Source organism: Gemmatimonadota bacterium, from assembly GCA_016714015.1.
Taxonomy (GTDB): Bacteria; Gemmatimonadota; Gemmatimonadetes; order Gemmatimonadales; family Gemmatimonadaceae; genus Pseudogemmatithrix.
Map to the genome: position 1 here is coordinate 84,076 of JADJNZ010000006.1, position 24,845 is coordinate 108,920.

Below are 24,845 nucleotides of genomic sequence, written 5' to 3' on the forward strand. Positions count from 1 at the left end.
CTGAATGCCGAACCTCGCCCTGCCCCGCCCGCGCGCCCGGTCCGTCGCGCGCCTCGTCGTCGTGCTGGCCGTCGTGGTGGCCAGCACGCCCACCGTCGCCCACGCCCAGCGCGCGGAACCCGCGCGACTCCCGGCCGCGTGCGACTACCGGAGCTGCGCCTACAACATCATCGCGGCCCTGCATGGGCTGAAGGTGACGCGTGGGGCGGAGGAGGCTCCGGTGGCGACGCTCGGCTTCCTGTGGACGCGGGACATCAGCGAGGCGTTCGAGGGAGAGGGACAGGTCGCGGCGAAAGCGGCGGTGCGCACGCGCCGCTGGGGGGCGCTCCTCACCGACCTCGGCCTCGCGCTGCTCGTGACCGGCGCGGCGAGCGCGGCGACGCAGGACCTCGACGAGACGAGCACCGCCCTCATGCTCGGCGGGGCCGCCAGCCTGGGGCTGAGCGTCCCGATCCAGTTCGCTGCGGACAAGCACCTGGCTCGCGCGGTCTGGCAACACAACGCGCGTTACGCTGCGGGAGCGACCCGATGATCCGCGTCCCCGTGGCTTCCTCGCGCCTCGCCATGTACGCCGTCATCGGCGCCGGCCTCACGTTGCCGCTCGGCGCGCAGGTCCGACCCGCGGCCGAGCTGCCGGTGATCCCCGCCGTCGCGAGCGCGCGCCCCTTCGAGGGGGCCTGGCCGATCCCCGAGGGCCTGCCGGTCGAGGTCGCCTATCAGGACGACCGGACGCTGAGCGGGTACGGCGTGCGCGTGCGGATGGTCCCCGCCGACTCGGTGAACGGCCTGGAGAGCTACACGCTCACGGTCGCGCCGGGTGCGGTCACCATCACCGCCCCGAGGATGGGCGGCCGCTTCTACGCGCTCCTGACGCTGCAGCAGCTCGTCGACGCGGCCCGCGCCGCGAATGCGACCGCACCACAGATCGGGTCGGTGACGATCACCGACGCGCCGCGGTTCGCGTATCGCGGGATGCACCTCGATGTCGCCCGGCACTTCCAGCCGGTCGAGTTCGTGAAGCGCTACATCGATCTCATGGCGCGCTACAAGCTCAACACCTTCCACTGGCACCTCACGGACGACCAGGGGTGGCGCCTCGAGATCAAGCAGTATCCGCGCCTCACCGAGATCGGCAGCTGCCGCGACGAGACGATGCTCGAGCGGAACTTCGAGCCGTACCGCGGCGACGGCATCCGGCACTGCGGCTTCTATACGCAGGACGAGGTCCGGGACGTCGTCGCATACGCGGCGGCGCGGAACATCACGGTGGTGCCGGAGATCGAGATGCCCGGCCATGCGGTCGCGGCCCTCACGGCCTACCCCGAGCTCGGCTGCACCCCGGGCCCGTTCCAGGTCATGCGCATCTGGGGCGTGTCGGACGACATCTTCTGCCCGAGCGAGCGGACGTTCGCGTTCCTGCAGGACGTGCTGACCGAGGTGCTCGCGATCTTCCCGTCGACGATGATCCACATCGGGGGTGACGAGGCTCCCAAGGTGCGGTGGAAGGCGAGCCCGCTGGCGCAGGAGATCATCCAGCGCGAGCGATTGAAGGACGAGCACGAGCTGCAGAGCTGGTTCATCCGGCGCATCGATGCCTGGCTCACGGCGCGTGGGCGTCGCCTGGTCGGCTGGGACGAGATCCTCGAGGGCGGACTCGCCCCCGGCGCGACCGTGATGAGCTGGCGCGGCATCGGCGGCGGCATCGAGGCGGCGAAGCTCGGCCGCGACGTGATCATGACGCCGACGTCGCATCTGTACTTCGACTACTACCAGGGCGACGCGCGGTTCGAGCCGCTGGCGATCGGCGGTCTCGTCACGCTCGAGCAGGTGTACGGCTACGAGCCGATCCCCGACGTGCTCACACCGGCGCAGGCCACGCACATCCTCGGCGCGCAGGGGAACATCTGGACCGAGTACCTCAAGACGCCGGCGCAGGTGGAGTTCATGGCCTTCCCGCGCGCGATCGCGCTCGCCGAGGTGACCTGGTCGCCGAAGGGCGCGCGGAGCTGGGCGAGCTTCGAGCGGCGGTTGCCGCAGGCGCTCACGTCGCTCGACCGGCTCAACGTGAACTACCGGTTGCCGCACGTGAGCGGCCTCGACCGGGACGTGCTCACGCTCGAGCCGAAGGCGCGCGTGACGCTCGGTGCCTCGTTCGCCGGCGCGGAGATCCGCTACACGACCGACGGCACCGATCCGACGGCGCGGAGCCCGCTGTACTCGCGGCCGTTCGAGATCACCACCACGTTCGACGGCGTGAAGGTGACCGCGCGCGCGTTCACCGCGGACGGCCGGTCGAGCCCGCCGCGCGTGGCGGTCTATCGTCGCACGAACTACCGCGAGGCGGACGGCGTGCAGGCGGCCGCGCTCGCGCTCGGGCTGCAGCGCGCCTACTACGAGACCACCGCGCGCACCACCGTGGGGCTCGACACGCTGACGCCCGCGCGCCGCGGCATCGCCGACGAGGTGGAGCGCACGGGGAACGAGCGCGCCGAGGGGTACGCGCTCATCTTCACCGGCTATCTCGAGGTCCCGGCGAACGAGATGTACGAGTTCGGCCTCTCGTCCGATGACGGCAGCACGCTGCACATCGGCGAGACGCTCGTAGTGGACAACGACGGCCTGCACGGGAGCCAGGAACGGACGGGGATGATCGCCCTGCGCACCGGGGCACACCCGCTCACCCTGCGCTACTTCCAGGCCGGCGGCGGGGCGGACCTCCGCCTGCGGATGCGCGTCGGCAACGGTCCCTGGCGCGACATCCCCCGCAGCTGGTTGTTCCACAAGCCCTGACCAGCGACCGGCCGCTCCGGCGCGCGGTCAGGTCGGCGTGCGCTGGAGCATCCGGTGCTCGATGTAGTGCATCGCGACGTCCGCGACCGTCTTGAGCGACGCGAAGAGCAGCATGCCGAAGAGGCCGCCGCCGAGCACCGTGCCGAGGATGATGGTGAGATGCATGGGGACGATGCGCACGTAGGGCACGAACATCAGCGCCCCGAGGTTCGGCTTGCCGCGCAGGTCGTGCTCGACGTGCATCCGGTGCGACGCCGCGTGCGACCAGGCGAAGGAGAGACCCGCGAGCGCGATGAAGGGCCACTCCCCTACGCTGATCCGCCCGAGCAGGTCGCGACCGAACGTCCCCGTGGCGTCATCGAAGCTCGGCACCACCCCCTGCGCGTACGGGGCGGCCGAGAAGGTGGTGAGGAAGATCGCGTACACGAGGTGGAAGAGCCCGTAGTGGACGACGAAGAAGTTCGCGCTCCACTTCGCGGTGGACGGCGTGTTCGTCGCGGGGCGCCCGTTGATCTTGAGCCCCTCCACCGAGAAGTCGCGCAGCCGGCGGATGCGTCGCTGCGCGAAGTAGCCGATCACCACGCTCTGGATCCAGTACGGCCAGAGCAGGAAGAGGAGCCCGTCCCCCGCCCACCACGCGAGCGCGAGCGTGATCGCGTTCGAGAGCACGATGCCGTTGACGGCCGAGTCGCGGGGGAGCGGTCGCATGCCCGGGAATCTGCGCCGCGTGACATTCGGCCGCGAGCGCCGCACCTTTGGGGCATGCGTCTCGCCCTCCTCGCGCTGGCTGCGGTCGCGTGCGCTCCTGCCGGTCGCCCCGCGCCCCCAGCCCCTGCACCGCCCCCCAACATCGTCCTGCTGCTCGCCGACGACCTCGGCATCGGCGAGACGGGTCCATGGGGACAGCGCGAGATCGCGACGCCCCACATCGACCGGCTCGCCGCCGAGGGCCTGCGATTCACCGAGTTCCGGTCGAGCGCGGGCGTCTGCGGCCCGGCGCGCTGCTCGCTCATGCTCGGCAAGCACAACGGGACCTGCCGGCTCGACGACAACGACAACGACTACCTCCGCACGGCCGACATCACGCTGGCGGAACGGCTGCACGAGGCCGGATACGCGACGGGTCTCTTCGGGAAATGGGGACTCAGCTGGGACGGCCAGCCCGAGAGCTGGCCGGAGGCGCAGGGCTTCGACGCCTTCTTCGGATACCGCGACCAGGTGCACGCGCACAACTTCTACCCGGAGTGGTTGCTCGACGGCCCCGATTCCGTGCGGCTCCGGAACACCGTCCCCAACGCGAACCGGAAGGGCGCGGGCCGCGCGACCGTGCGCGAGGACTACGCACCTGCGCTGATCAAGCGCCGCGCCCTCGATTTCGTGCGCGCGAACCGCGACCGGCCCTTCTTCCTCTACTGGGCCACCAACCTCCCGCACATCAACAACGAAGGGAGCCGTGCCCCCGACGATGGCTACGAGGTCCCCGCGCTCGGGGCGTACGCCGATCGCGCCTGGCCGCTCGGGAAGCGCAGCTATGCTGCGCAGGTCTCGCTCCTCGACGCGCATCTCGGCGAGGTCCGCGCGCTGCTCGACTCGCTCGGGATCGCCGAGCGGACGCTCGTGATCTTCCTCTCCGACAACGGCGCGACCTTCCTGCGCAAGTCGAACGATGGCGCCACCGATGTGGTGGGCCGCTGGTTCAACGGCACGCTCGACTATCGTGGCTTCAAGGGTGACCTCTACGACGGCGGCCTCCGCGTCCCCGGCATCGCCTACTGGCCGGGTCGCACGCGAGCGGGAAGCACCTCGGCGGCGCGCGTGGACTTCGCGGACCTGCATGCCACGCTCGTCGAGGCATCGGGCAGGCCGGCGCCTTCAGGGATCGACGGCCGTTCGTTCCTGCCCGAACTCACCGGCCGCGGCCGCTGGACCCCGCGGGCGCACCACGTCTGGTTCTCGCCCGACCGCGACCAGTCCGCCGTCCTCGAGGGCCGATGGAAGGCGGTGTGGATGCGCGACACGCTGCGCCTCTTCGATCTCGCGGCCGATCCGGGCGAACGCACGGATCTCGCCGCGCGCGAAGCGGCCATCGCGGCACGACTCGATGCGATCCGGCGAGCCGAGGACCGGCGCGTCGTACATCCGCGAGAGCGTTGACATGACGCGTCGACCGCGGCTGCGCACCCTGGGGATCGCCGTGCTGCTGATGATCGCCGGCACCCCGCTCGCGTGGGCGCAGTTCGGCCGCGTGCGCGAGGAGCCGAATGCACCGTACGACGGACGCTTCAGCTTCGTGCGCCTCCGCTACAACGGGGGCGGGCGCGGCGGGTGGGCGTTCGACTACCCGGCGATGGAACGGAACTTCATGACGGTCCTCAACGACCTGACGACGATCCATCCGCACGTGCGCGAGAGCAACATCCATGACATGGACGACCCGGCGCTGTTCCGCCACGCGGTCGCATACCTCTCGGAGCCGGGGTACTGGGCCCCCTCGCGCGAGGAGGTGCAGGGCCTCCGCACCTGGCTGCTGAAGGGCGGGTTCCTCATCGTCGACGACTTCTACGGCCGGCAGTGGGAGAACTTCGCGCGCGTGATGGGCACCGTGCTTCCCGAGGGGCGGATGGTGCCGCTCGACCTCGCGCACCCGGTCTTCCACTCGTTCTTCGACATCCGGACCCTCGAGGGGATGCATCACCCCCAGAGCCGCGCGATGCGCGCCGAGTTCCTCGGCATCTTCGAGGACAACGATCCGCGCAAGCGGCTGATGGTCGTCGTCAACTACAACAACGACATCGGCGATTACATGGAGTGGTCGGGGGCGGGGTGGTACCCGGTGGACTTCACCAACGACGCCTACAAGTTCGCGACGAACTACCTCGTCTACGGCATGAGCCGCTGACCATCGCGCGGCTCAGGGCGAGCCGCTGTCGCGCGTCCAGACGACCATGAGGCCGCATTCGGGCTGAGCGAAGCTGTACATCGGCGGCACCGAGCCGATCGACACATAGAGTTCGATGGCGGCGATCTCGCGCAGCGGAGGCAACGCGGTGATCGGCGAGGCATCGGGGAGCAGCGCACCGTCGAGCATGATCTTCACCGTGCAGCGGTCCGGCACGAACGAGCCGTCGGGATTGTCGCCACCGCGGCCGTACATGCGGATGTCCCCGGTCATGGCCGACTCCTCGATCCGCACGCGCGTGAAGCTGCGCAGGAGCGACTGCAGGCTGCCGTTGTCGCGCGCCCGGATCTGCTCGGGCGTGATGAACGTCCCCGCCCCGACGCCCTGCGCACGTCGGAGCTCGAACCCCGCGAGGCTCATCGACGTCACCCGCGCCTCGATCACCACCGGGGCGAGCGCCTGCGCCGTCCCCTCCATCTGCAACGTCACGCTCGCGGTGTCGCCGGCGGTGACCTCCACGGCGATCATCACGGGGACATAGCCGAAGCGCTTCACGAAGAGGTCGCGCATGCCGGGCGCGGCGTCCGGGATGCGAAAGCGGCCAGCCGAGTCCGTTGCGAGGCGCGTGGAGCCGGGGAAGACCCGCACTTCCGCACCAGCGACCGGACGCCCGTCGCGACCGAGGAGGCGACCCTGCACCTCGCCGGGACCCGCGGGGGGAACGCTCCGCGGCCAGGGCGCGACCGCGAGACGCACCGGCCCGACGGCGCCCGCCGCGAGGTCGAGGCGCGTGCGTCCCGACGCGGCGTTCGGCGTGCGCGCACTCAGGCTCACGCGCGTGCCCACCGGCAGCTGGCAGAGTGCGTAGCGTCCCAACGCGTCCGCGCCGGACTCGACCCACTGCTCGCGGAACACCACGCGCCCGCCGAGGGCGAACGGTTGGTGCCAGCTCGCGCGTACTCGCGCGCCGCCGACCGCGCGTCCGCGCGCGTCCTCCACGACGCCCGCGATGCCATTCGTTCCCGGGGCCGGGCGGCCCGCGTCGTTGCACGAGGGCGCGCCGGCGGCACGGCGCGGTGCCGCATTCACCGTCGGCAATGGCTCGGGCGGCGCATCGAACGCACGCGCCGCACCGCGCACGAGCTTCACGCCCGCGACGACCTCGCGCTGCTCGGCGCGGATGAGCATCTGCGACGTCTGGCCGCTCCGCGCGAGCCGACCGTCGTCCGCGGCCGCGAAGATGGGGAGCCGCATCACCCACTGCGTGACGATGACGTGCCCGGTGGGCAGCCGCGCGAAGCGCACGCGGCCGCCGAACGTCGAATCGGGGAGGTCCGCGCTCAGCAGCGGATCGTAGCGGAAGTCCACGCGGTCGAGCGCGTACGTCTGCCGGTCGAGCCAGAGCACGCCGGCCACGTCCAGACGCCCCGGTCGATTCCCCACGGGCGTGAAGCCGATCCCCACGCGCCGGATCGACGTGGGATCATCCGGCACGAGCGAGAAGCAGTGCGTCGCGGCGAACTCGTCGGAGAGCAGCACGCGCGCGTCGGGGGCGAAGTAGGTCTCGGTCGTGTCGATGCGACGCGCGTATCCCAACTCGCGCAGCGCGCGCGGCGCATCACTTCGGTAGCCGCGTTCGGCGCGCCCCACCGTGGTCGTCCGCGAGACGGAGCGGACGCGGAGGAAGGTGCTGTCGTACTCGATCTCGTCGTAGTCGAAGGCGAGCGGCGGCGCGGTGCTCGCCGACGCCGCGGCCGCGGCGAGCGACTTCCGCGCCTCGTCCCAGAGCAGGGCGACCTGCGTCCCTTCGGCGGGGCGCACGTCGCATCGCGCGCCCTCGCGCACCTCGATGTTGCGAAGGCTCGAGGTCGCGTCGGTCAGCTGCACGCGTCGGCGCAGCACCTCCGCGGTGGCGAGTTCGAACGGGAAGGAGGTGACGCGCGCGAACCCCACCGCCTCGGCGCGGAGCCGCCAGGTCCCGCGACGTGGGGCCCGCAGGTCGAAGTAGCCGCCCTCGTCGGAGAGCGCCGTGGCCGCGACGGCGCCGAGCGAGTCGAGGAGCGTGACGACCGCCCCGGCGACGGGAAGCGAATCGCCCGTGACGATGACGCCTCGCACGCTCTGGGCGGCGGCGCCGCGCGCGGACAGGATCAGCAGGAGGATGAGCAGCAGGCGGCGCAGCGGCATGCCCTAGCATGGCATCCGGGACCGCCGGACGCGAGAGGGGTGCTCAGGCACCGCTGGGGGGCGCCTGCTTCCCACCCCCTGTAGTTTCCGCTCGGCATGCCTGCCCCCTCCCGCCTCGCCCGCGCCCGCGCGGCGCTGCCCTCGCTCTGGCGGCGCGCACGTCGCTGGATCCTCCTCGCGATCCTCGCGCTCGTCGTCGGGCCGTTCGTGCTGGTCCTGCCGCTCAACTTCGTGCAGCCGTTCACGACGATGGTGATGCCGCGCCGCGCGGTGCAGCGGACCATCGACGGGAGGTCGCCGCGCTATCCCCGACGCGATGTCGTCTCTCGCGACGCGATCTCGCCGCACCTGCGCCGCGCCGTGCTCGCGTCGGAGGACGACCGCTTCTACCTCCATTGGGGGTTCGACCTCGAGGAGATCCAGAACGCGCTCGAGCGCGCGAAGCGCGGGCGACGGCTTCGCGGCGCCTCGACCATCACCCAGCAGGTCGCGAAGAACCTCTTCCTCTGGGAAGGCCGGTCGTACGTCCGGAAGGGTTACGAGGCGTACCTCACGCTCGTGCTCGAGATCTGCCTGCCGAAGGACCGGATCCTCGACCTCTACCTGAACCTGGCCGAGTGGGGGGACGGGGTCTTCGGGGCGGAGATGGCGGCGCGGACGCACTTCCGGAAGTCGGCCAAGTCGCTGTCGCGCGAGGAGGCGGCGCGGCTGGCCGCGGTGCTGCCGAGCCCGATCCGATGGAGCCCGAACGGCGCGGTGGCGGGACGCCGTGCACCCGGGATCCTCGAGAAGATGCGGTACGCCGCCCCTCGGGAGTGACCCCGCCGCGAACGACGGATAGTGACTGGACGGACGGTGTGACAGCCTGCATGCTCAACGGGTAAAGCATTTCGGGATTTCGTGCATACGAATCCCACCCCCACCCGTTGAGAGGCCGCCATGTCCCTGAGTGCTCGCACCCCCGGACCGATGCGTTCGTTATTCGCCCTGCTCCTCGTGGTCGGTTGCGGCGGAGGTGGCGGCGATGATGGCGGGGGGACCGGCGTCCAGACCGTGGCCTCGGTCGCGATCACGGCACCGGCCGGCCCGCAGGCGTTCCAGACCCTGACCCGCACGGCGCAGTTCTCCGCCGTGGCGCGCGACGCGTCGTCGGCCACGGTCGCGGGTGCGACCATCAGCTGGCTTTCGTCCAACCCGGCGGCCGCGACGGTCAGCGGGACCGGCCTCGTGACCGCCGTGGCCAACGGCAGCACGCAGATCACTGCGAGCGCGAGTGGCGTGACCTCGACGGCCGTCACGGTCACCGTGGCGCAGGTCGTCGCGAACGTGACCCCCACGCCGGCCTCGGTCGCCTTCGGCGCGATCGGCTCCACGCGGCAGCTCGCCGCCGCCCTCGTCGATTCGTCCGGCGCGCCCGTCGCCGGGGCGCCAGCGGTGACGTGGACGCGCGAGGGCACCGGCACGACGGCCAGCGTGAGCGCGGGAGGCCTCGCGACCGCGATCGCCGCCGGCGCGACCGACACGGCGGTGGCCACGGCCGGCGGCCGGACCGCCCGGATCCCGATCTCGGTGACGCAGGTGATCGCGTCGATCTCAGTGAGCCCGACGCCCGCGGACACGCTCCGCACGACGACGCGCAGCAAGCAGTACAGCGCCGCCGCCGCCGACTCGCTCGGCAATCCGATCGCGGGTGCGAGCCTCACCTGGTCGAGCAGCGCGCCGGCCGTCGCGACGGTGGGGGCCGGCACCGGACTCGCGACCGCGGTGGCCGATGGCAGTGCGGACATCATCGCCTCCGCCGGAAGCGTCACGGGGCAGCGGACGCTCGTCGTGCGCCGGTACGCCTCGACGTTCGGGCTGACGCCGCCGAGCGGCACCATCACCACGGCGCTCGGGACCGTCATCTTCCTCGGCACGGCGCAGGACTCGATCAACACCAACCTTCCCATCACGTGGGCGACTCGGAGTGGTGCCATCGCCGGCGTCAGCGCGACGACCGGCGCGCAGGTGACCGCGACCGGCGCCGGGAACGGCACCACCTTCATCGTGATGTCCGCCGGAACGCGCAGCGACTCGGCGCAGCTGACGGTGAGCGGGCAGTCGGTGGCGCCGCTGACGGCGACGGTGCTGGTGGGCAACTTCTTCTTCCGCAGTCAGCGCAACTCCACGCAGAACGAAGCGATCGATACGGTCGCGGTGGGGGGATCGGTGACCTGGGAGGGAACCGGAGGATCGCACACGGTGCAGTCCCAGGGGGCACCGAGCTTCCCCTCGAGCGGGACGTTCGGGCTCAGCGGGACGTACACCTTCACGTTCGGTTCGACCGGGACCTATCTGTACGACTGCGCGATCCACGGATCGAGCATGAGCGGTCGCATCGTCGTGCGCTGATCGCGCTGCGCCGCAGGGCGAACGGGTCCAGTCTCGCGAACGCGGGACTGGACCCGCGCGTATCCGGACGGTCAATTGCGCGAGTACCCCGCGCGCCGCCCGTCCCCACCCGGAGCCCTGCCCCATGCGTCCGACCCGTCGTTCGCTCGCGCTCGTCCCTGCGCTCGTTCCCGCGCTCGTCGCCCTCGCGGCGATGGGTGCGGTGCCGTCTGCCGCCCTGTTCGCGCAGGCGACCACGCGTTCTGCCGCCCCGGCCCGACCGGCCGCGGCCCGCCCGGCGCCGGCGCCGCCGGTCGCGACGACCGCCGCGACCAGCGCCTTCTCGCAGCTCCGCTGGCGCATGGTCGGCCCGGCGCGCGGCGGCCGCGTCACGACGGTCACCGGCGTGGATCAGGAGCCGCACACCTTCTACTTCGGCTCCACCGGTGGCGGCATCTGGAAGACGACCGACGCCGGCGCGAACTGGAGCAACATCACCGACGGGCAGATCACCGTCGGGTCGATGGGGGACATCGACGTCGCCAACTCCGACCCCAACGTGATCTACGCGGGCACCGGGTCGGACGGGCTCCGCTCCAACGTCTCGATCGGCAAGGGCGTCTGGAAGTCGGTCGATGCGGGGAAGACGTGGAAGCACGTCGGGCTCAAGGACGTCGGCAACATCGGCGCGGTGCGCGTGCACCCCACGAACCCGAACGTCGCGATCGTCGCGGCGATCGGCGACCCGTTCCGCCCGACGAACGCGCGCGGTATCTATCGCACGACCGACGGCGGCGCGACCTGGCAGCGCACCCTCTACGTGAGCGACTCGACCGGCGCGGTGGACGTCGAGTTCAACGCGGGCGACCCGACGGTGCTCTACGCCGCGATGTGGCGCGCCGAGCGCAAGCCGTGGACGATCATCTCGGGCGCGATGGAAGGCGGCATCTACAAGAGCACGGATGGCGGCGCCACCTGGGCGCGCCTCATGAATGGCCTCCCCAACGGGCTGGTCGGCAAGGCGAACATCGCGGTCTCGCGCGCGAACCCGCAGCGCGTGTACGTGCTCATCGAAGCGAAGCCCGGCATGGGCCTCTACCGCTCCGACGACGGCGGCACCTCGTTCGCGCTGGCGAGCAACAACCCGCAGCTCAGCACGCGCTCCTTCTACTACACGACGATCACCGCCGACCCGACCAACGCCGATGTGGTCTACGCCGGCGCCGAGGGCTACTTCAAGAGCACCGACGGGGGCCGCACCTTCGCCGGGATGCGCACCCCGCACGGCGACAACCACGACATGTGGGTGAACCCCACGAACGGGCAGATCCTCATCCAGTCCAATGACGGCGGCGCCAACGTCTCGCTCAACGGCGGCCGCACCTGGAGCTCGCAGTACAACCAGCCGACGGCCGAGATCTACCAGGTGTACGTGGACAACCAGGTCCCGTACCGCATCTACGGCGCGCAGCAGGACAACTCGACGCTGATCCTGCCGTCGCTTCCCGTGACGTCCGGCGGCCTCGACGACCCCGTCCAGGGGTGGCAGACGGGCCCCGGCTGCGAGACCGGCCCGATCCTCCCGCATCCTACCAACCCCGATACGGTCTACGGCTCGTGCAAGGGGCAGTACTCGCGCATGTCGATGCGCACCGGGCAGGAGAAGCACTACTGGATCGGCGCGCAGTCGCTCTACGGCAACGCGATGAAGGACATGATCTTCCGCTTCCAGCGCGTCTCGCCGATGGAGTACTCGCCGCACGACAACGGCACGCTGTACTACGGCTCGCAGTTCGTGCACCGCACGCGCGACGAGGGCGTGACGTGGGAGGTGATCTCCCCTGACCTCACGTGGAACCCGCCGCACACGCAGGCGAGCTACTCGGGCGGCCCGATCACGGTCGACAACACGGGCGAGGAGTTCTACTCGGTCGTCTACGCCATCCGCGAGTCGCCCCTCGAACGCGGCGTGATCTGGGTCGGCGCGAACGACGGGCCGTTCCACGTGACCCGCGATAACGGCCGCACCTGGCAGAAGATCACGCCCCCGGGGCTCGAGCTCGGCGGCCGCGTGCAGAACATCGAGCCGTCGCCGCATCGCCGCGGTTCGGCGTACTACACGGTGCTCCGCTACCTCCTCGGCGACCACAAGCCGTACATCTACAAGACCGACGATTACGGGAAGACGTGGGCGCTGCTCACCGACGGCACCAACGGCATCCCTGCCGACGAGCCCGTTCGCGTGGTGCGCGAGGACCCCAGCCGGCCCGGGCTGCTCTACGCCGGCACCGAGTTCGGCGCGTACGTCTCGTTCAATGACGGCAAGGTCTGGCAGTCGCTGCAGCTCAACCTGCCGAACACGCCGATCACCGACATGAAGGTGCACCAGCAGGACATCGTGATCTCGACGCAGGGGCGCGCGTTCTGGATCATGCACAACATCACGCCGCTGCACGAGGTGAGCGACGCGATGGCGAACGAGACGGTGCATCTCTACACGCCGCGCGACGCGGTGCGCATGCGCTATCGCGCCGGCTTCGGCGGGCTCGAGAGCGCGCGCGACAGCGACGCCGATCCCGAGTATCCTGCGGCGGGCGCCGTGGTGGACTACTGGTTCGCGAGCGCGCCATCGGGCGAGGTGACGCTCGAGATCCTCGACGCGAAGGGGGCGGTGATCCGGCGCTTCTCGAGCCTCGCCGCCGGTGAGCAGCGCGTGGCGCCGAGCGAGCCCTCGATGCGCGGCCCGATGTGGGAGCGGATCGGAACGCCGCGGCTCCCGGCCGCCGCCGGGCACAACCGTTTCACCTGGGACTACACCCTCGCCGGTCCCTGGGACCCGAACCCGGGGCGCAGCGGCCGCAATGGCCCGATGGTCCCGCCGGGGAGCTACACGGTGCGCCTGACGAGCGGCACCTGGACGGCAACGAAGCCGCTGCGCATCAAGCCCGACCCGCGCGTCGAGCGGGACGGCGTGACGACCGCGGTCCTGCAGGCGCAGCTCGACCACAACCTGTCCGTGCGCGAGATCGTGAGCGACATGAACCGGTTCACGGCCGAGGTGGAGCAGGCCTACCGGGCGGCGACCGGCGAGAAGAAGGCGCGGATCGGCGAGGTGCGGGACCAGATCAACTCGGAACCGTGGCGCTACGGGCGTCCGGGACTCGCCGCGCACGTGCAGTACCTCTACGGCGCGATGATGCGGGCGGACCAGGCGGTGGGCAACGACGCCAAGCAGCGCCTGGTGCAGCTGCGCAAGGAACTGCAGGAGGCGCAGGCGAAGTTCGCGCGGGCCAACTCGACGATGTGAACGATCGCTTGACGGATCCGGTGAACGGCGGCGCTCAGCGCTGCCGTCTCAGCCTGGTGTAGTTGGTATCGATCTTCCGCACGTAGCCGAGGGTCTCGCGATAACGCCATCGCGGGACCTTCGGTGCGATCTGCTCCACGTGCAGCCAGGCCGGCGGGCCACCGGCGACGACCCGCGCCGAGTCCGCCGCGCGGCCGATGGTGCCCTCACCTGCGTTGTAGCTCGCGAACATGAACGCGAAGCGCTCCTCCTGGCTCACCTTCCCGTCCCAGAGCCGCCAGAGATAGCGGTCGTGCATGATCCCGGCGGCGATGTTCCACTCGGGGTCGTCGATCGCGCCGAACTCGGGCCGTCGGCTCTGGATCGCGCGGTAGGTCGCCGGCATCAACTGCATCACCCCGCGCGCGCCCACCCAACTCGTCGCCGCCGAGTCGAGGTTGCTCTCGGCCATTCCCTGCGCCTTGAACCAGCGCCAGTCGAACGCCGCGCCGAACCAGCGCTTGGAGTACCGCCGGAAGGTGTCGTCGTACTTATGGTCGGCCTTGGCGGCCTCGCGCCGCTGCTGCGTGCGCGCGAGTGCGCTGACCGGGGTGGCCGACGCGGGCGTCGTCGTGGGCGCCGGGGCGGGCGGGGTGGCGGGCCGGCGCGCGGTGTCCCCCTGCCCCGCGAGGAGCAGCGGCACCGCGAGGAGCCACCCCCGCGTGCGCATCAGTTCAGCGCGTTCCCCACGACCAGCGCGATCGCGATGAAGAGCGACCCGATGAAGATCGCCACCGCGATGTTCCCCTTCTTGAGCTCCTCGGGGAAGTTCACCTGCGGCGTGAGGTGGTCGAAGATGCGATAGCTCGCCCACATGAGGACCACGCCCATGATGGCGTAGCCGAAGTTCAATCCGAGGATCTCGAAGTCCATGTACCCTCCAACGGGATGCTCCAAAGTTGGACGGCGGCGCGGGGTCTCCGCCAGCGCCGGACGGGCGTACTATTGAAGTCCATGCACGGTTCCCGCTCCCTCCCGCTGCTCCGGTGCGCCACGGCGGCCGACCTGCCGGCGCTCCACCGCCTGATCGATGCATCGGTCCGCGAGCTCAGCCGCGACGTCTACACCGCCGCCGAGATCGAGAGCGGGTTGCGTCACGTCTTCGGTCCCGACACGCGGCTCATCGCCGACGGCACGTACTTCGTGTTCGACGACCGTGGGACGCTCGCGGCTGCCGGAGGCTGGAGTCGGCGCGACACGCTGTACGGGGGCGATCAAGCGAAGCGCGGCGACGATCCTCTGCTCGACCCGGCGGTGCAGCCCGCGCGGATCCGCGCCTTCTTCGTCGATCCGCGTTACGCGCGCCGCGGGCTCGGCCGCGCGCTCCTCGCGCACTGCACTGGCGAGGCCGCGCGGCACGGGTTCACCGCGCTCGAACTCATGGCCACGCTGCCCGGTGAGCCGCTGTATCTCGCGATGGGGTTCGCCGCGATCGAGCGCGTGGCCGCGCCACTCCCCGACGGGGTCGCGCTACGGATGGTCCGGATGACCCGACGCATCGGGGGCTGAGCGCTCCGTCCTGCGACGGTGTCGCGTTCCTTTTCGCCTCTCGATTTGTCTATAGATGAGCGTCGAAACGCCATCCAGGGGGTGAGCGTCCTTGCATCGGACGCCGTGACAGCCCCCTCCCTGCACGACTGAGATGCCCAGCACGCTCCTCGCGATCGGTGGTGCCTGCACCGCGACTCTCGCCGTCGCGGCGATGTGGCGCGCGCGCGCGACGGGCGACCGGCGTGCCCGGACGAGCCCCGTCGCTCCGCGGGTGGATGCGCCGCCGGCGCCGGCCCCCGAGGACTGGCTGACACGTGCGGCCAGCGCATCGATCGACGGTCTCTGGGACTGGGACTGCCGGACCGATGCGCTGCGCCTCTCGTCACGCTGGCGTGAGATGATCGGTCTGCCCGCGGAGCCGGTCGAGCGGTCCACCGACGAGTGGTGGGGACGTGCGCACCCGTCGGACCGGACCCAGCTGCATGTCGACATCACCGCGCAGCTCGCGGGATCGGCGTCGCGGCTGAGCGTCGAGCATCGGGTGCGGCACGAGGACGGGCGCTGGCTCCATCTGCAGTGGTCCGGCTTGATCGAACGTGACGCCGGCGGACGCGCGCTGCGCGCGGCCGGGTCGGTGCGCGACGTCACGCAGGTCCGGCTCGCCGAAGAGCGGCAGCGGCGCGACTCGCTCTACGATGCGCTCACCGGCTTGCCGAACCGCGCGCTCACGATCGACCTGCTCCGCCGCGCGATCCACCGGACGCGCCGGCAGGGCGAGCGACGCTTCGCGGTCCTCCTCGTCGACCTCGACCGCTTCAACCTCCTCAACGACTCGCTCGGCCACGGCGCGGGTGACGAGCTCCTCAAGGGGGTCGCGCAGCGACTCGCGACCGCCGTCCGACCCGGCGACGTGATCGCCCGCCTCGGAGGCGACGAGTTCGTACTGCTGCTCGACCAGATCAGCGATTTCGGCGACGCGGAGAGCGTGGCGGATCGCGTGAAGTTCGTGCTCGCCGAGCCGCTCACGGCCATCACGCACACGCTCACCGTCTCGGCGAGCATCGGCATCGTGCTGCACGATCCGGAGATCGACCAGCCGACCGACTACCTTCGGGACGCCGAGCTCGCGATGCACGAGGCCAAGCGCGCCGGCCGCGCACGCCACATCTGCTTCAACGCCGACATGCGGGACGGCGTCCGCCGTCGCGTGTCGGTGGAGCAGGACCTGCGCGGCGCCGTCGACCGCGACGAGTTCACGATGCTCTATCAGCCCATCTGGAGCGTCGCGGACGGGCACGAGCGGCTCCTCGGGTTCGAAGCGCTGCTCCGCTGGCAGCACCCGCGTCGCGGCCTCCTCGGTGCGGGCGACTTCGTGCCGATCGCCGAGGAGAGCGACCTCATCGTCGCACTCGGCTCGTGGGCGATGCATCGCGCCTGCCGCGAACTCGCCGACATCGCACCGAACGGGCCGCACGCCCCGTGGGTGAGCGTCAATCTCGCCGCGCGGCAACTCGCGGACCGCGACCTCGTCGGCCTCGTCGACAACGTCCTCCACGCCACCGGACTCGAGGCGTCACGGCTCAAGCTCGAGGTGACGGAGAACGTGATCCTGCACGACGAGCAGGGCGCGCGCCAGATGCTCGAGACGCTCCGTGCGCGCGGCGTCCAGAGTCTCATGGACGACTTCGGGACCGGGCATGCCTCGCTCAGCTACCTCCACCGGCTCCCGATCGGGACGATCAAGATCGACCGCTACTTCGTGGGACGGATGGACGTGAGCCCCGAGTGTCTCGAGATCGTGCGGTCCATCATCACGCTCGCGCGCAGCCTGGGCATGGAGGTCGTCGCCGAAGGCGTGGAGCAGGAGGCGCAACTCGCCCAGTTGCGCGCGCTCGGCTGCTGCGCCGTGCAGGGCTTCCTCTTCGCCGCCCCCCTCGTGGCCGAGGAGGCGATCGCCCTCCTCGCGGCACTCGACCACGCCGGCGCCGGCGACCCACGGGGCGTACTGCGCGATCTCGGCCTCGGTGGCGGGCGTCGCCGGTCGATCGAGACGGTCGTGCGCGGACTCGTGGACGACACCCTGCCCGACGCCGCGATGCCGGACGAGACCACGCGGGACGTCGCCGCCGCGTAAGGCGCGGCAGCCGCCAGGCGCCGTCGCGGCGCCCAGTCCCTCAGCCGAGCCCGTGCTCGCGCAGGTACTCGGTGAGCTCGTGGCGGGACTTCACCTCGAGCTTCTGGAAGATGTTGGAGATGTGCGTGCTGGCCGTGCGCGGCGAGATCCGGAGCGCCTCGCCGATCTCCGGGTTCGTCATCCCGCGCGCGGCGAGACTCGCCACCTTCATCTCCGTCGCGGTCAAGCGACCGTGATGCGGCAGCCGCGTCTGCCGCGGCCGCCACCCGTGCTCGCGCATCTGTTCGCGCACCTCGTCGAGTGCGAGCTCCGCCCCGATCCGGCGGAAGACCTCATGGCACCGTTCGAGCTCCGCCCGGGCGGCCGGCAGGTCCCCCGCGGTGATCAGCGCCTCGGCGAGCTTGCGCCGCAGGCGTGCCGCATGCTCCACGAAGGGGATCGCCTCGAGCGCATCGGCGGCCTGCCGCAGCTGGGCGATCGCGCCCGCATGATCACCCTGCAGCATCCGCTGCAGCGCCACGCACGCGTCGGCCCACGCATGCGCGAGCGGGTGTCCCAGTTGCTCCGCCGCCGCCCGCAGTCGACGCCCATACGCGTCCGCACTCTCCCATTCGCGGAGCCAGAGGGATGCCTCCGCCGCCAGCGGGAGCAGGCGATGGACGGCCCAGACCGTGTAGCCGGTCCGGTCGGCGATCGCGAGGCCGCGCTCCGCCACCTCCAACGCCGTGCGATGGTCCCGTCGATACAGGTGGTAATAGCCGATCCCGACGTGCGCCGGCACGACCTGATGCACGTTGAGCGGGAGACCCTCATCCGCGCGGTCCGCGCCGGAGCGCGCCCAGGCCTCGTCCAGCCGCTCCTTCGCACGCGTGAGATCGCCGCGCCCGCAGAGCATCAGCCCCGACCAGACGAGCAATCGCGGCAGCAGGTTGTGCTGGCCGAATGCGCGCGCCTCCTCGATCGTCCGATCGGCGAGCGCGAGCGCCTCGTCCCACTCGCCGATGCCCGACCGGTACTCGATCGCCACTTCGGCGGACCAGAGACGCAGCACCGGCGAGCGGAGCTGGTCGGCGAGTTGCGACGCCTGCGTGACGTGGCGGAGCGTGGCCGCGGAATCGCCCGTGAGTCCCGCGTGCACGCTGAACACCCACTCGGCCTGCCAGGCCGTGCGCAGGTCGTCCGCGCGTCGCGCGTGCTCGATCGCCTTGGTCCCGTGGAGCACGGCCGCGGCGCTCGGGCCGCGCCAGACGTTCAACGCCTGCAGCGCCTGATGCACGCGCCCGAGCAACCGCGCGTCCCCCAACGGTTCGGCGATCGCCAGGGCCAACCGCCCCGCCTCCTCCGCCGCCGCGCCATCCCCCACCTCCATCATCCCCGCGCTGCGGGCGAGGTGGAACGTCGCCTCCGCCGCCCGGTCGCCGGCGCGCAACGCCGCCGCCAGTCCGCGATCGTGGTGCGACAGCGCGAGGCGGAACTCCCCGCGCCGCAGCCATGACAGTCCCGCGCGCCGCTCGAGCGCCGCCACGCGTCGATCATCGCCGCGCGCCTCGGCCAGCGTCACGGCGCGCTTGAAGAGCGACGTGGCCGCGGCGTAGTCCCCCAGCCGATGCTTCGCGCGCCCGAGCGACTCGAGCACCGTCTCGAGCGCCGTGGCGTCGCCGCTCGCCTCCACGAGCCGCAACGCGACGGTGAGCGACTCCGCCGCCTCGCGGTGCGACCCTCGCGCGACGGCGATCTCCCCGGCCGCGATCAGGTAGGTGACCGCCCGCGCCGATTGCGCCGGCGCCTCCGCGCGGCGGAAGTGGATCGCGATCTCCTCCGCATGCTGGAGCGCCGCGGGCCCGTACGCGCGCTCGAGCGCGTCGGCGATGCGGCCGTGGAGCGCGCGCACGCGCACCCGGCCCAGCTCGGCGTACAGCATCTCCTGCAGCAGCGGGTGCGTGAAGACGTAGGCCGGACCGACCGCGCCGTCGATCTCGTCGAATATGCGCGCCCGCCGCAGCTCGTCGACCGCGGCGAGCAGTGTCGCCTCGTCGAGCTCGGTCAGGCGCTCGAGCAGCGCGTGCGGCACCTGCGCGCCGACCACCGCCGCCAGGTGCACCACGTCCTGCGCCGGCGCCGAGAGCCGGTCGTACCGCAACTGCAGCGCGTCGCGGATGGAGTCGGGGAGCGAGAGTTGCTCGGTCGCCCACCCCACCCACCGATCGCCCTCGCGACGCAACCGCCCGGCCGTGACGAGCGCCTTGAGCGTCTCCTCGATGAAGAACGGGTTCCCGCGCGTCCGCGCATGGACGCGATCGGGGAAGTCGCCAAGGATCGCCGCCTGCTCACCGAACCCCTTCGCGATGAACTGCGCCGTCTCGTCCCGGGTGAGCGGCGGCAGGACGGTTCGGGAGAGGACCCCGAGGGACGTCAGCGACTGCTCGAGGAGACGGAGCGCACGCTGCGACTCCCGGTGCGCGTCATTGTACGTCGCGAGCAGCAGGAGCGGATGCGCGGATGCGCTGCGCGCGACGAAGTGGAGGAGATCCATCGACGACGGGTCGGCCCAGTGCAGGTTCTCGAGCACCACGAGCACCGGCGCCTTCTTGGCGAGCGCGAAGAGCAGCTGCCCGAACGCGTCGAACAACCGCGGCTTGAGCTCGGCGGGGTCCCCCGCACGAGCCGCGGTGCGGTCGGTCCGGAGCAGTGGGAAGAGCAGCGCGAGCTCCGTGCCCGCCCCGCGCGAGAGCGTCTGCAGCGCCGGCATCCCGAGTTCGCGCAGGTACGGCACGAAGCCGTCGCCGAAGATCGCGTAGGGGATCCCCGTCTCGACGGGGAATGCCCGACCGACCAGCACGGTGAAGCCTCGCTCGACCGCGCGCTCGCGCACCGCCTCCACGAGCCGCGTCTTTCCCACGCCTCCCTCGCCGGCGACGATCCGGATGCTCCCCGATCCGCGCTTCGCCGCGTCGAGGGCGTCGGTCAGCGCGTGCAGTTCGTGCATCCGTCCGACGAGTGGTGTGCGCTCGTGGCTCAGCATCCGTCCGCCGACGTCAGCTGATCCACGAGCCCCGCACGAACGGCGACGTTCGCTGCGTCACCAACGGGGCCCGAGCGCGTCGCGGAAGGCCGCCGCATTGGCATAGCGGTCGGGCGGCTCCTTCGCCATTCCCTGCTCGAGCACCTGCGCGACCCCGACCGGCACCTCCCCGCGCACGTGGCTCGCGAGCGGGGCGTGCTCGGTGAAGTGCGCGACCATCAGCCGCGCCCCCTTGTACTCCGAGAACGGCGCCTTGCCCGTGAGCATCTCGTAGCCGAGCATCGCCAGTGAATAGACGTCGGCGCGCGCATCCGCCGGATCGTCACCGATGAACTGTTCCGGCGCCATGTACGCCGGCGTCCCCACCGCGAAGCCGTGCTGCGTGAGGCGTCCGGCACTCATCGCGATGCTGCGACGCATCTCGCCCAACCCCACACCGCTCGAGCGCCGGATCCCCTCCAAACGCGCGTGCGCCACGCCGAAGTCGGCCAGCAACGCGTGTTCGGCCTGGAAGAGCACGTTCTCCGGCTTGAGGTCGCGATGCACGACGCTCGCTTCGTGCGCATGCGCGAGCGCGTCGGCCACCTCCCAGAGCGTGCGCATCGCGTCGGGGATCTCGAGCGCGCCCCCCTTCAGCCGCCCCGCGAGCGAGTCGCCGCGAATGAACGGCATCACGTACCAGAGGAGGCCGTCGGCATGCCCGGTCCCCAGGAGCGGCACGATGTTGGGATGCTGCAGCGACCCGAGGACACGGATCTCCCGCTTGAATCGCTCGGCTTCCACGACGCCGCCCATCTCCGGCGGCAGCAACTTGATCACGACCTTCCGCGTGGCGGTCGCATCGTTGGCGAGGAAGAGCCGGCTCTGGCCCCCTGATGCGAACTCGCGCTCGATCTGGTAAGCGTCGCCGATCGCCGCCTGCAGCCGCGTGATCAGGTCCTGTTCCATCGGGGAGAAGCTACTCCTATTTCTTCCGGGCCGCAGGACGCCGCGCCGGCGCCGCGGGCGCCCCGTGCAACCAGGCGCTCACCTCGGCGGCGTGCCCCTCATGGTGCACGTCGCGCCACGCCTGCTCCAGCCGGCCGTCCGGCCCGATGACGAACGTCGACCGGACCACGCCCATGTAGTAGCGCCCCCAGAAGAGCTTGCGGTGCCAGACGGCGTACGCCTGGCACGCCACGGCGTCCTTGTCGGCGAGGAGCGCGTACGGGAGGCGTTCCGCCGCCTGGAACTTCGCGTGGCGCCGCCAGGTGTCCGGCGAGATCCCGATCACCGTCACGTCCTTCTCGCTGAACCGCGGCATCGCGTCGCGGAACTCGCACGCTTCCACCGTGCACCCCGGCGTGCTCGCCTTCTGGAAGAAGAAGAGCACCACCCGCCGGCCCCGGAGGTCATCGAGCGAGACCCATGCGCCCGTCGTGTCCTGCAGCCGGAACCCCGGCGCCTTGCTTCCCACCTTCACACCGCCCTCCGCGCCCGCGCGCGTTCGACATAGAACCGGAATGCCTCGGCGCTGGTCTTCGCCGGGACGTAGCCGAACTCCTCCTTGAGCCGGCGGTTCGAGAGCACCGGACGGAAACGGAGGAAGTCGACCTGCTCCGGACCATAACGCCCGACGCCGAACGCCCGTGCCACGGTCAGCGCACCCTCGAGCACCGCGGCGGGGATCATGAGCACCGGCTTCCCGAGGATCGCCGCCAGCTCGTGGATCGTCAGCTTCCCGTCCCCGGCAACGTTGTAGATCCCCGTGCGGTCGCCCAGGACGCCATGCTGGATCGCGCCCACCACGTCCTCGTCCCAGATGAACGCGAACGGGGAGTCGCTGCCGCGCACCGCCAGCAGGCGGGAGCGCGCGAACAGCGCGGTGATCTGGTTGGCCGTCGTCGCGCCGAGCACCGTCCCGATGCGCAGCACGAGCTGCCCGAGGCGCGGATGCGAAGCGCGATAGCCCGCGAGCAACTCCTCCACCGCGCGCTTGTGGTGCGCGTACGCGAACCGGTCGCTGGCGCGCAGCGGGTCACGCTCGTCGATCCATTCGGGATTGTCCGCATGGTACCCGTACGCCGCGCCGGAGCTCGAGACGGTGAGGTGCCGCACGCCCGCCGCCAGCGCGCACTCGACGACGTTGCGCGTGCCGTTGACGTCGATGTCGTAGTCGCGTGCACGGTCCCGCCCTCCCTCGAGCACGGCCGCGAGATGCACCACGTGCGTGATACGGTGCTCGTGCAGCAAGGCCTCGAGTGCGCGATCGCGCACATCGAGCGTCCGGACCGGGAACCCCGCATCGGTGCGCGCACGCAGGTCGGTGCCGACGACGAACATCCCGGCCGCCGCGAGCCGCGCGCCCAGCAGGCCGCCGACGTACCCCGAGCCGCCCGTGATGAGGACGCGATGATCGCCGCTCATGCGGGCATGGTCGCGAGGGGCCGCCGCGACCACCATGCCGAGAGCGCGAGACCCGACACGAGGTGCCAGACGCCCCAGAACGCGGTGATGAGCATCATCGAGCCCGCCTGCGGGAAGAAGGTGAAGAGGATCACGAGGCCAAGCGCGGAGTTGTGGATCCCCACCTCGATCGTGACGGCGCGGAGATCCGCCTCGCCCAGCCGCGCCACGCGCCCGACGAACCGCCCGATGCCCAGCGCGAGCGCGTTCTGCCCCACCACGAGCCAGAAGAAGCTGCCGAACCGGTCGACGAACAGCGCCCGGTTCTCCCAGAAGGCGCCGGCGATGAAGGCGAGCAGGACGAGGAGCGAGATCGTGCGGAGCGGTCCTTCCGCGCGCTTCGCCTGCGCCGGGAATCGCGTCCCGATGAACATCCCCGCGAGCACCGGCAGCGCGAGCACGAGGGCCACCTGCCCCAGGATCCCCGCCACCGGCAACTCCACCGCCTGCAGCAGTTCTCGCGTGCGGGGATTGAGCCAGCCGTACAGTGCGAAGTTGAACGGTGTGAGCACGGTCGCCGCGAGACTGGATACGGTGGTCAACCCCACCGAGAGCGCGACGTTCCCGCGCGCGCGCCACGTCAGTACGTTCGACAGCGCCCCGCTCGGACAGGCCGCCACCAGCATCATGCCGAGCGCGAGGGCCGGGTCGACCCGCAGCACGACCGTCATGAGGCAGGTCAGCGCCGGCGTCAGCACCGCCTGCGCCGAGAGCCCCGCGAGGACGCCGGCCGGCTTCGCCACCACGCGACGGAGGTCGTCGAGGCGCAGGTCGAGCGACGCGCCGAAGACCATGAACGCGATGATCGCGTTGAGCACCACGAGCCCCGACGGATCGAACCGCAGCGGCAGCGCGTCGTTCATCCGCGCAGGGCGCCGGTGTGGCGGCGCAGCGCCGCGAGGTACGAGTCCTTGTGCACGTAGTACGCCATGCGATCGAGCGCGAGGTACGCGTACCCGCCGTCCACGCGCGCGCCGTCCCACGCGCGCTTCTCGCGCTGCAGCGCGAGCGCCGCCGGATGCCGCTCGGCGAGCCGCTTGAGGTAGAGGGCCACGAGTTCCGCCTGTTCGTAGCGCCCCTGCCATCCCAGCCCGCTCGCCTCGACCATGCCGAGCAGGAAGAGCGAGTCGTCCTCCGGATGCATCGCGTTCAGCCAGAGCCGCGGCGCCGCGGCCCCCGCGGGCCAGGCGAGCGCCGCCCGGTCGATGAACGGGTAGTGGAGCGCGTATCCGGTCGCCTGGAGGATCAGGTCGTACTCCCCCTCCTCACCGTCGGCGAAGCGCACCGTGCGACCCGCCACCGCCGCCACGTCGCGCCGCGCGCGGATGTCCCCGTGCCCGAGGTGATGCAGGATGAGCGAGTTCATCACCGGATGCGACTCGTACATCCGGTAGTCCGGGTCCGGCAACCCGTAGTCGCTGGGCCGCCCGATCACCATCCGCACGATCGTCGCGTCGACGAGCTGCTTGAGGCGCCGCGGCAGCTTCACCACGCCGCCGATCGCGTCGATGGGCCTGCCGCGCACGAACTTGGGCAGGAAGTAGTAGCCGCGCCGCAGCGAGATGTCGACCGAGGCCGCCTGCTTCACCGCGTCGACCGCGATGTCCGCACCCGAGTTGCCGCAGCCCACGACGAGCACACGCTGACCCGCGAACACCGCCGCCGACTTGTACTCGCCCGAGTGCATCACGCGACCGTCGAATGCGCCGGGCAGCGCCGGCTGGTGCGGATGGTGCAGCGTCCCCGTCGCGATGAGCACCGCCGCGAAGCGCCGCGTGCGCGCGACGCCCCCGCACTCGGTGGTCACGTCCCACCCCGCCTCGCCCGCGGGGGCGCGCGCCACCCGCATCACGCGGGTCGCGAACTCGAAGTGACGGCGCAGGCCGAAGTGGTCGGCGAAGTCGCCGAAGTAGCGCTTGAGGGCGTCGTGACGCGGGTACGGCGCCACCTCGTCCCGCATCGGGAACTCGGCGAACTCCGTCATCCGCTTGGACGAGATCAGGTGCGCGCTCTCGTACACCGTGCTCTGGGGGTTCGCGATGTCCCAGAGCCCGCCGACATCGGTGTGCGACTCGAAGCCGGTGAAGGCGAGCCCGTGCTTCTGCAGCGTCCGCGCCGCCGCGAGTCCCATGGGTCCCGCGCCGATCACGGCGATCATCGC

Annotated in this window: 19 protein-coding genes; 9 read left to right on the top strand and 10 right to left on the bottom strand. The window is 71.2% G+C overall.

Annotated elements, in window-relative coordinates; all coding sequences use genetic code 11:
• Window positions 1-4: 4 nt before the first annotated feature.
• A complete protein-coding gene (locus tag IPJ78_12645) occupies window positions 5-532 on the top strand; it encodes a hypothetical protein (protein MBK7907390.1) in 528 nt (175 codons plus the stop codon).
• Window positions 529-2,790, top strand: coding sequence for a family 20 glycosylhydrolase (locus IPJ78_12650; protein MBK7907391.1), 2,262 nt, complete (start codon window positions 529-531; stop codon window positions 2,788-2,790). Before IPJ78_12645 ends, IPJ78_12650 begins: the two co-directional genes overlap by 4 nt.
• Window positions 2,791-2,817: 27 nt before the next feature.
• Here the strand turns inward: IPJ78_12650 and IPJ78_12655 are convergent, their stop codons facing one another.
• Window positions 2,818-3,498, bottom strand: coding sequence for a hypothetical protein (locus tag IPJ78_12655; protein ID MBK7907392.1), 681 nt, complete (start codon window positions 3,496-3,498; stop codon window positions 2,818-2,820).
• Between the two features lie 54 nt (window positions 3,499-3,552).
• Here IPJ78_12655 and IPJ78_12660 point away from each other — a divergent pair, with 54 nt between their 5' ends.
• Entirely contained in the window at window positions 3,553-4,944 is a 1,392-nt protein-coding gene (locus IPJ78_12660) for a sulfatase-like hydrolase/transferase (protein MBK7907393.1), read from the top strand.
• A gap of 1 nt (window position 4,945) precedes the next feature.
• Complete coding sequence (locus tag IPJ78_12665; GenBank protein ID MBK7907394.1) at window positions 4,946-5,689, top strand: DUF4159 domain-containing protein; 744 nt, start codon at window positions 4,946-4,948, stop codon at window positions 5,687-5,689.
• Window positions 5,690-5,701: 12 nt separating this feature from the next.
• On the opposite strand, the gene IPJ78_12670 is transcribed toward IPJ78_12665, so the two are convergent.
• Window positions 5,702-7,876 carry a carboxypeptidase regulatory-like domain-containing protein gene (locus IPJ78_12670; GenBank protein ID MBK7907395.1) on the bottom strand — a complete coding sequence of 725 codons (2,175 nt, stop codon included), beginning with the start codon at window positions 7,874-7,876 and terminating at the stop codon, window positions 5,702-5,704.
• Window positions 7,877-7,972: 96 nt separating this feature from the next.
• Between IPJ78_12670 and mtgA the strand changes: the two genes are divergently transcribed.
• The 3 genes from mtgA to IPJ78_12685 all read left to right on the top strand — a co-directional run bounded on the left by mtgA (window position 7,973) and on the right by IPJ78_12685 (window position 13,553).
• Window positions 7,973-8,695: a monofunctional biosynthetic peptidoglycan transglycosylase gene (gene mtgA / locus IPJ78_12675; GenBank protein ID MBK7907396.1), complete on the top strand. Its 723-nt coding sequence runs from the start codon at window positions 7,973-7,975 to the stop codon at window positions 8,693-8,695.
• Window positions 8,696-8,845: 150 nt separating this feature from the next.
• The gene (locus IPJ78_12680; GenBank protein MBK7907397.1) at window positions 8,846-10,267 is read left to right on the top strand and encodes an Ig-like domain-containing protein; all 1,422 of its coding nucleotides are present in this window, start codon (window positions 8,846-8,848) and stop codon (window positions 10,265-10,267) included.
• Between the two features lie 193 nt (window positions 10,268-10,460).
• Complete coding sequence (locus tag IPJ78_12685) at window positions 10,461-13,553, top strand: hypothetical protein (protein MBK7907398.1); 3,093 nt, start codon at window positions 10,461-10,463, stop codon at window positions 13,551-13,553.
• A gap of 34 nt (window positions 13,554-13,587) precedes the next feature.
• Here IPJ78_12685 and IPJ78_12690 read toward each other — a convergent pair whose 3' ends face one another.
• Entirely contained in the window at window positions 13,588-14,262 is a 675-nt protein-coding gene (locus IPJ78_12690) for a transglycosylase SLT domain-containing protein (GenBank protein MBK7907399.1), read from the bottom strand.
• Window positions 14,262-14,465: a DUF350 domain-containing protein gene (locus IPJ78_12695; protein ID MBK7907400.1), complete on the bottom strand. Its 204-nt coding sequence runs from the start codon at window positions 14,463-14,465 to the stop codon at window positions 14,262-14,264. Before IPJ78_12695 ends, IPJ78_12690 begins: the two co-directional genes overlap by 1 nt.
• Before the next feature lie 81 nt (window positions 14,466-14,546).
• Here IPJ78_12695 and IPJ78_12700 point away from each other — a divergent pair, with 81 nt between their 5' ends.
• Both IPJ78_12700 and IPJ78_12705 read left to right on the top strand, forming a co-directional pair.
• Window positions 14,547-15,101 (top strand): GNAT family N-acetyltransferase, encoded by a 555-nt coding sequence (locus tag IPJ78_12700; GenBank protein MBK7907401.1) that lies wholly within the window; start codon window positions 14,547-14,549, stop codon window positions 15,099-15,101.
• Window positions 15,102-15,234: 133 nt separating this feature from the next.
• Window positions 15,235-17,217, top strand: a complete 1,983-nt coding sequence (locus tag IPJ78_12705; protein ID MBK7907402.1) for a GGDEF and EAL domain-containing protein — start codon at window positions 15,235-15,237, stop codon at window positions 17,215-17,217.
• Window positions 17,218-17,257: 40 nt separating this feature from the next.
• On the opposite strand, the gene IPJ78_12710 is transcribed toward IPJ78_12705, so the two are convergent.
• From IPJ78_12710 to IPJ78_12735, 6 genes are read right to left on the bottom strand one after another with little or no spacing between them, the layout of a single operon-like run.
• Window positions 17,258-20,239 (bottom strand): DUF2791 family P-loop domain-containing protein, encoded by a 2,982-nt coding sequence (locus IPJ78_12710; GenBank protein MBK7907403.1) that lies wholly within the window; start codon window positions 20,237-20,239, stop codon window positions 17,258-17,260.
• A 57-nt stretch (window positions 20,240-20,296) separates the two neighbouring features.
• Entirely contained in the window at window positions 20,297-21,187 is an 891-nt protein-coding gene (locus IPJ78_12715; GenBank protein ID MBK7907404.1) for a serine/threonine protein kinase, read from the bottom strand.
• A 16-nt stretch (window positions 21,188-21,203) separates the two neighbouring features.
• A complete protein-coding gene (bcp, locus tag IPJ78_12720) occupies window positions 21,204-21,701 on the bottom strand; it encodes a thioredoxin-dependent thiol peroxidase (GenBank protein MBK7907405.1) in 498 nt (165 codons plus the stop codon).
• On the bottom strand, window positions 21,698-22,645 hold the full coding sequence (locus IPJ78_12725; GenBank protein MBK7907406.1) for an SDR family oxidoreductase: 948 nt from the start codon (window positions 22,643-22,645) through the stop codon (window positions 21,698-21,700). Before IPJ78_12725 ends, bcp begins: the two co-directional genes overlap by 4 nt.
• Window positions 22,642-23,547: a bile acid:sodium symporter family protein gene (locus IPJ78_12730; GenBank protein ID MBK7907407.1), complete on the bottom strand. Its 906-nt coding sequence runs from the start codon at window positions 23,545-23,547 to the stop codon at window positions 22,642-22,644. Before IPJ78_12730 ends, IPJ78_12725 begins: the two co-directional genes overlap by 4 nt.
• Window positions 23,544-24,842 (bottom strand): NAD(P)-binding domain-containing protein, encoded by a 1,299-nt coding sequence (locus IPJ78_12735; protein MBK7907408.1) that lies wholly within the window; start codon window positions 24,840-24,842, stop codon window positions 23,544-23,546. Before IPJ78_12735 ends, IPJ78_12730 begins: the two co-directional genes overlap by 4 nt.
• Window positions 24,843-24,845: the final 3 nt, after the last annotated feature.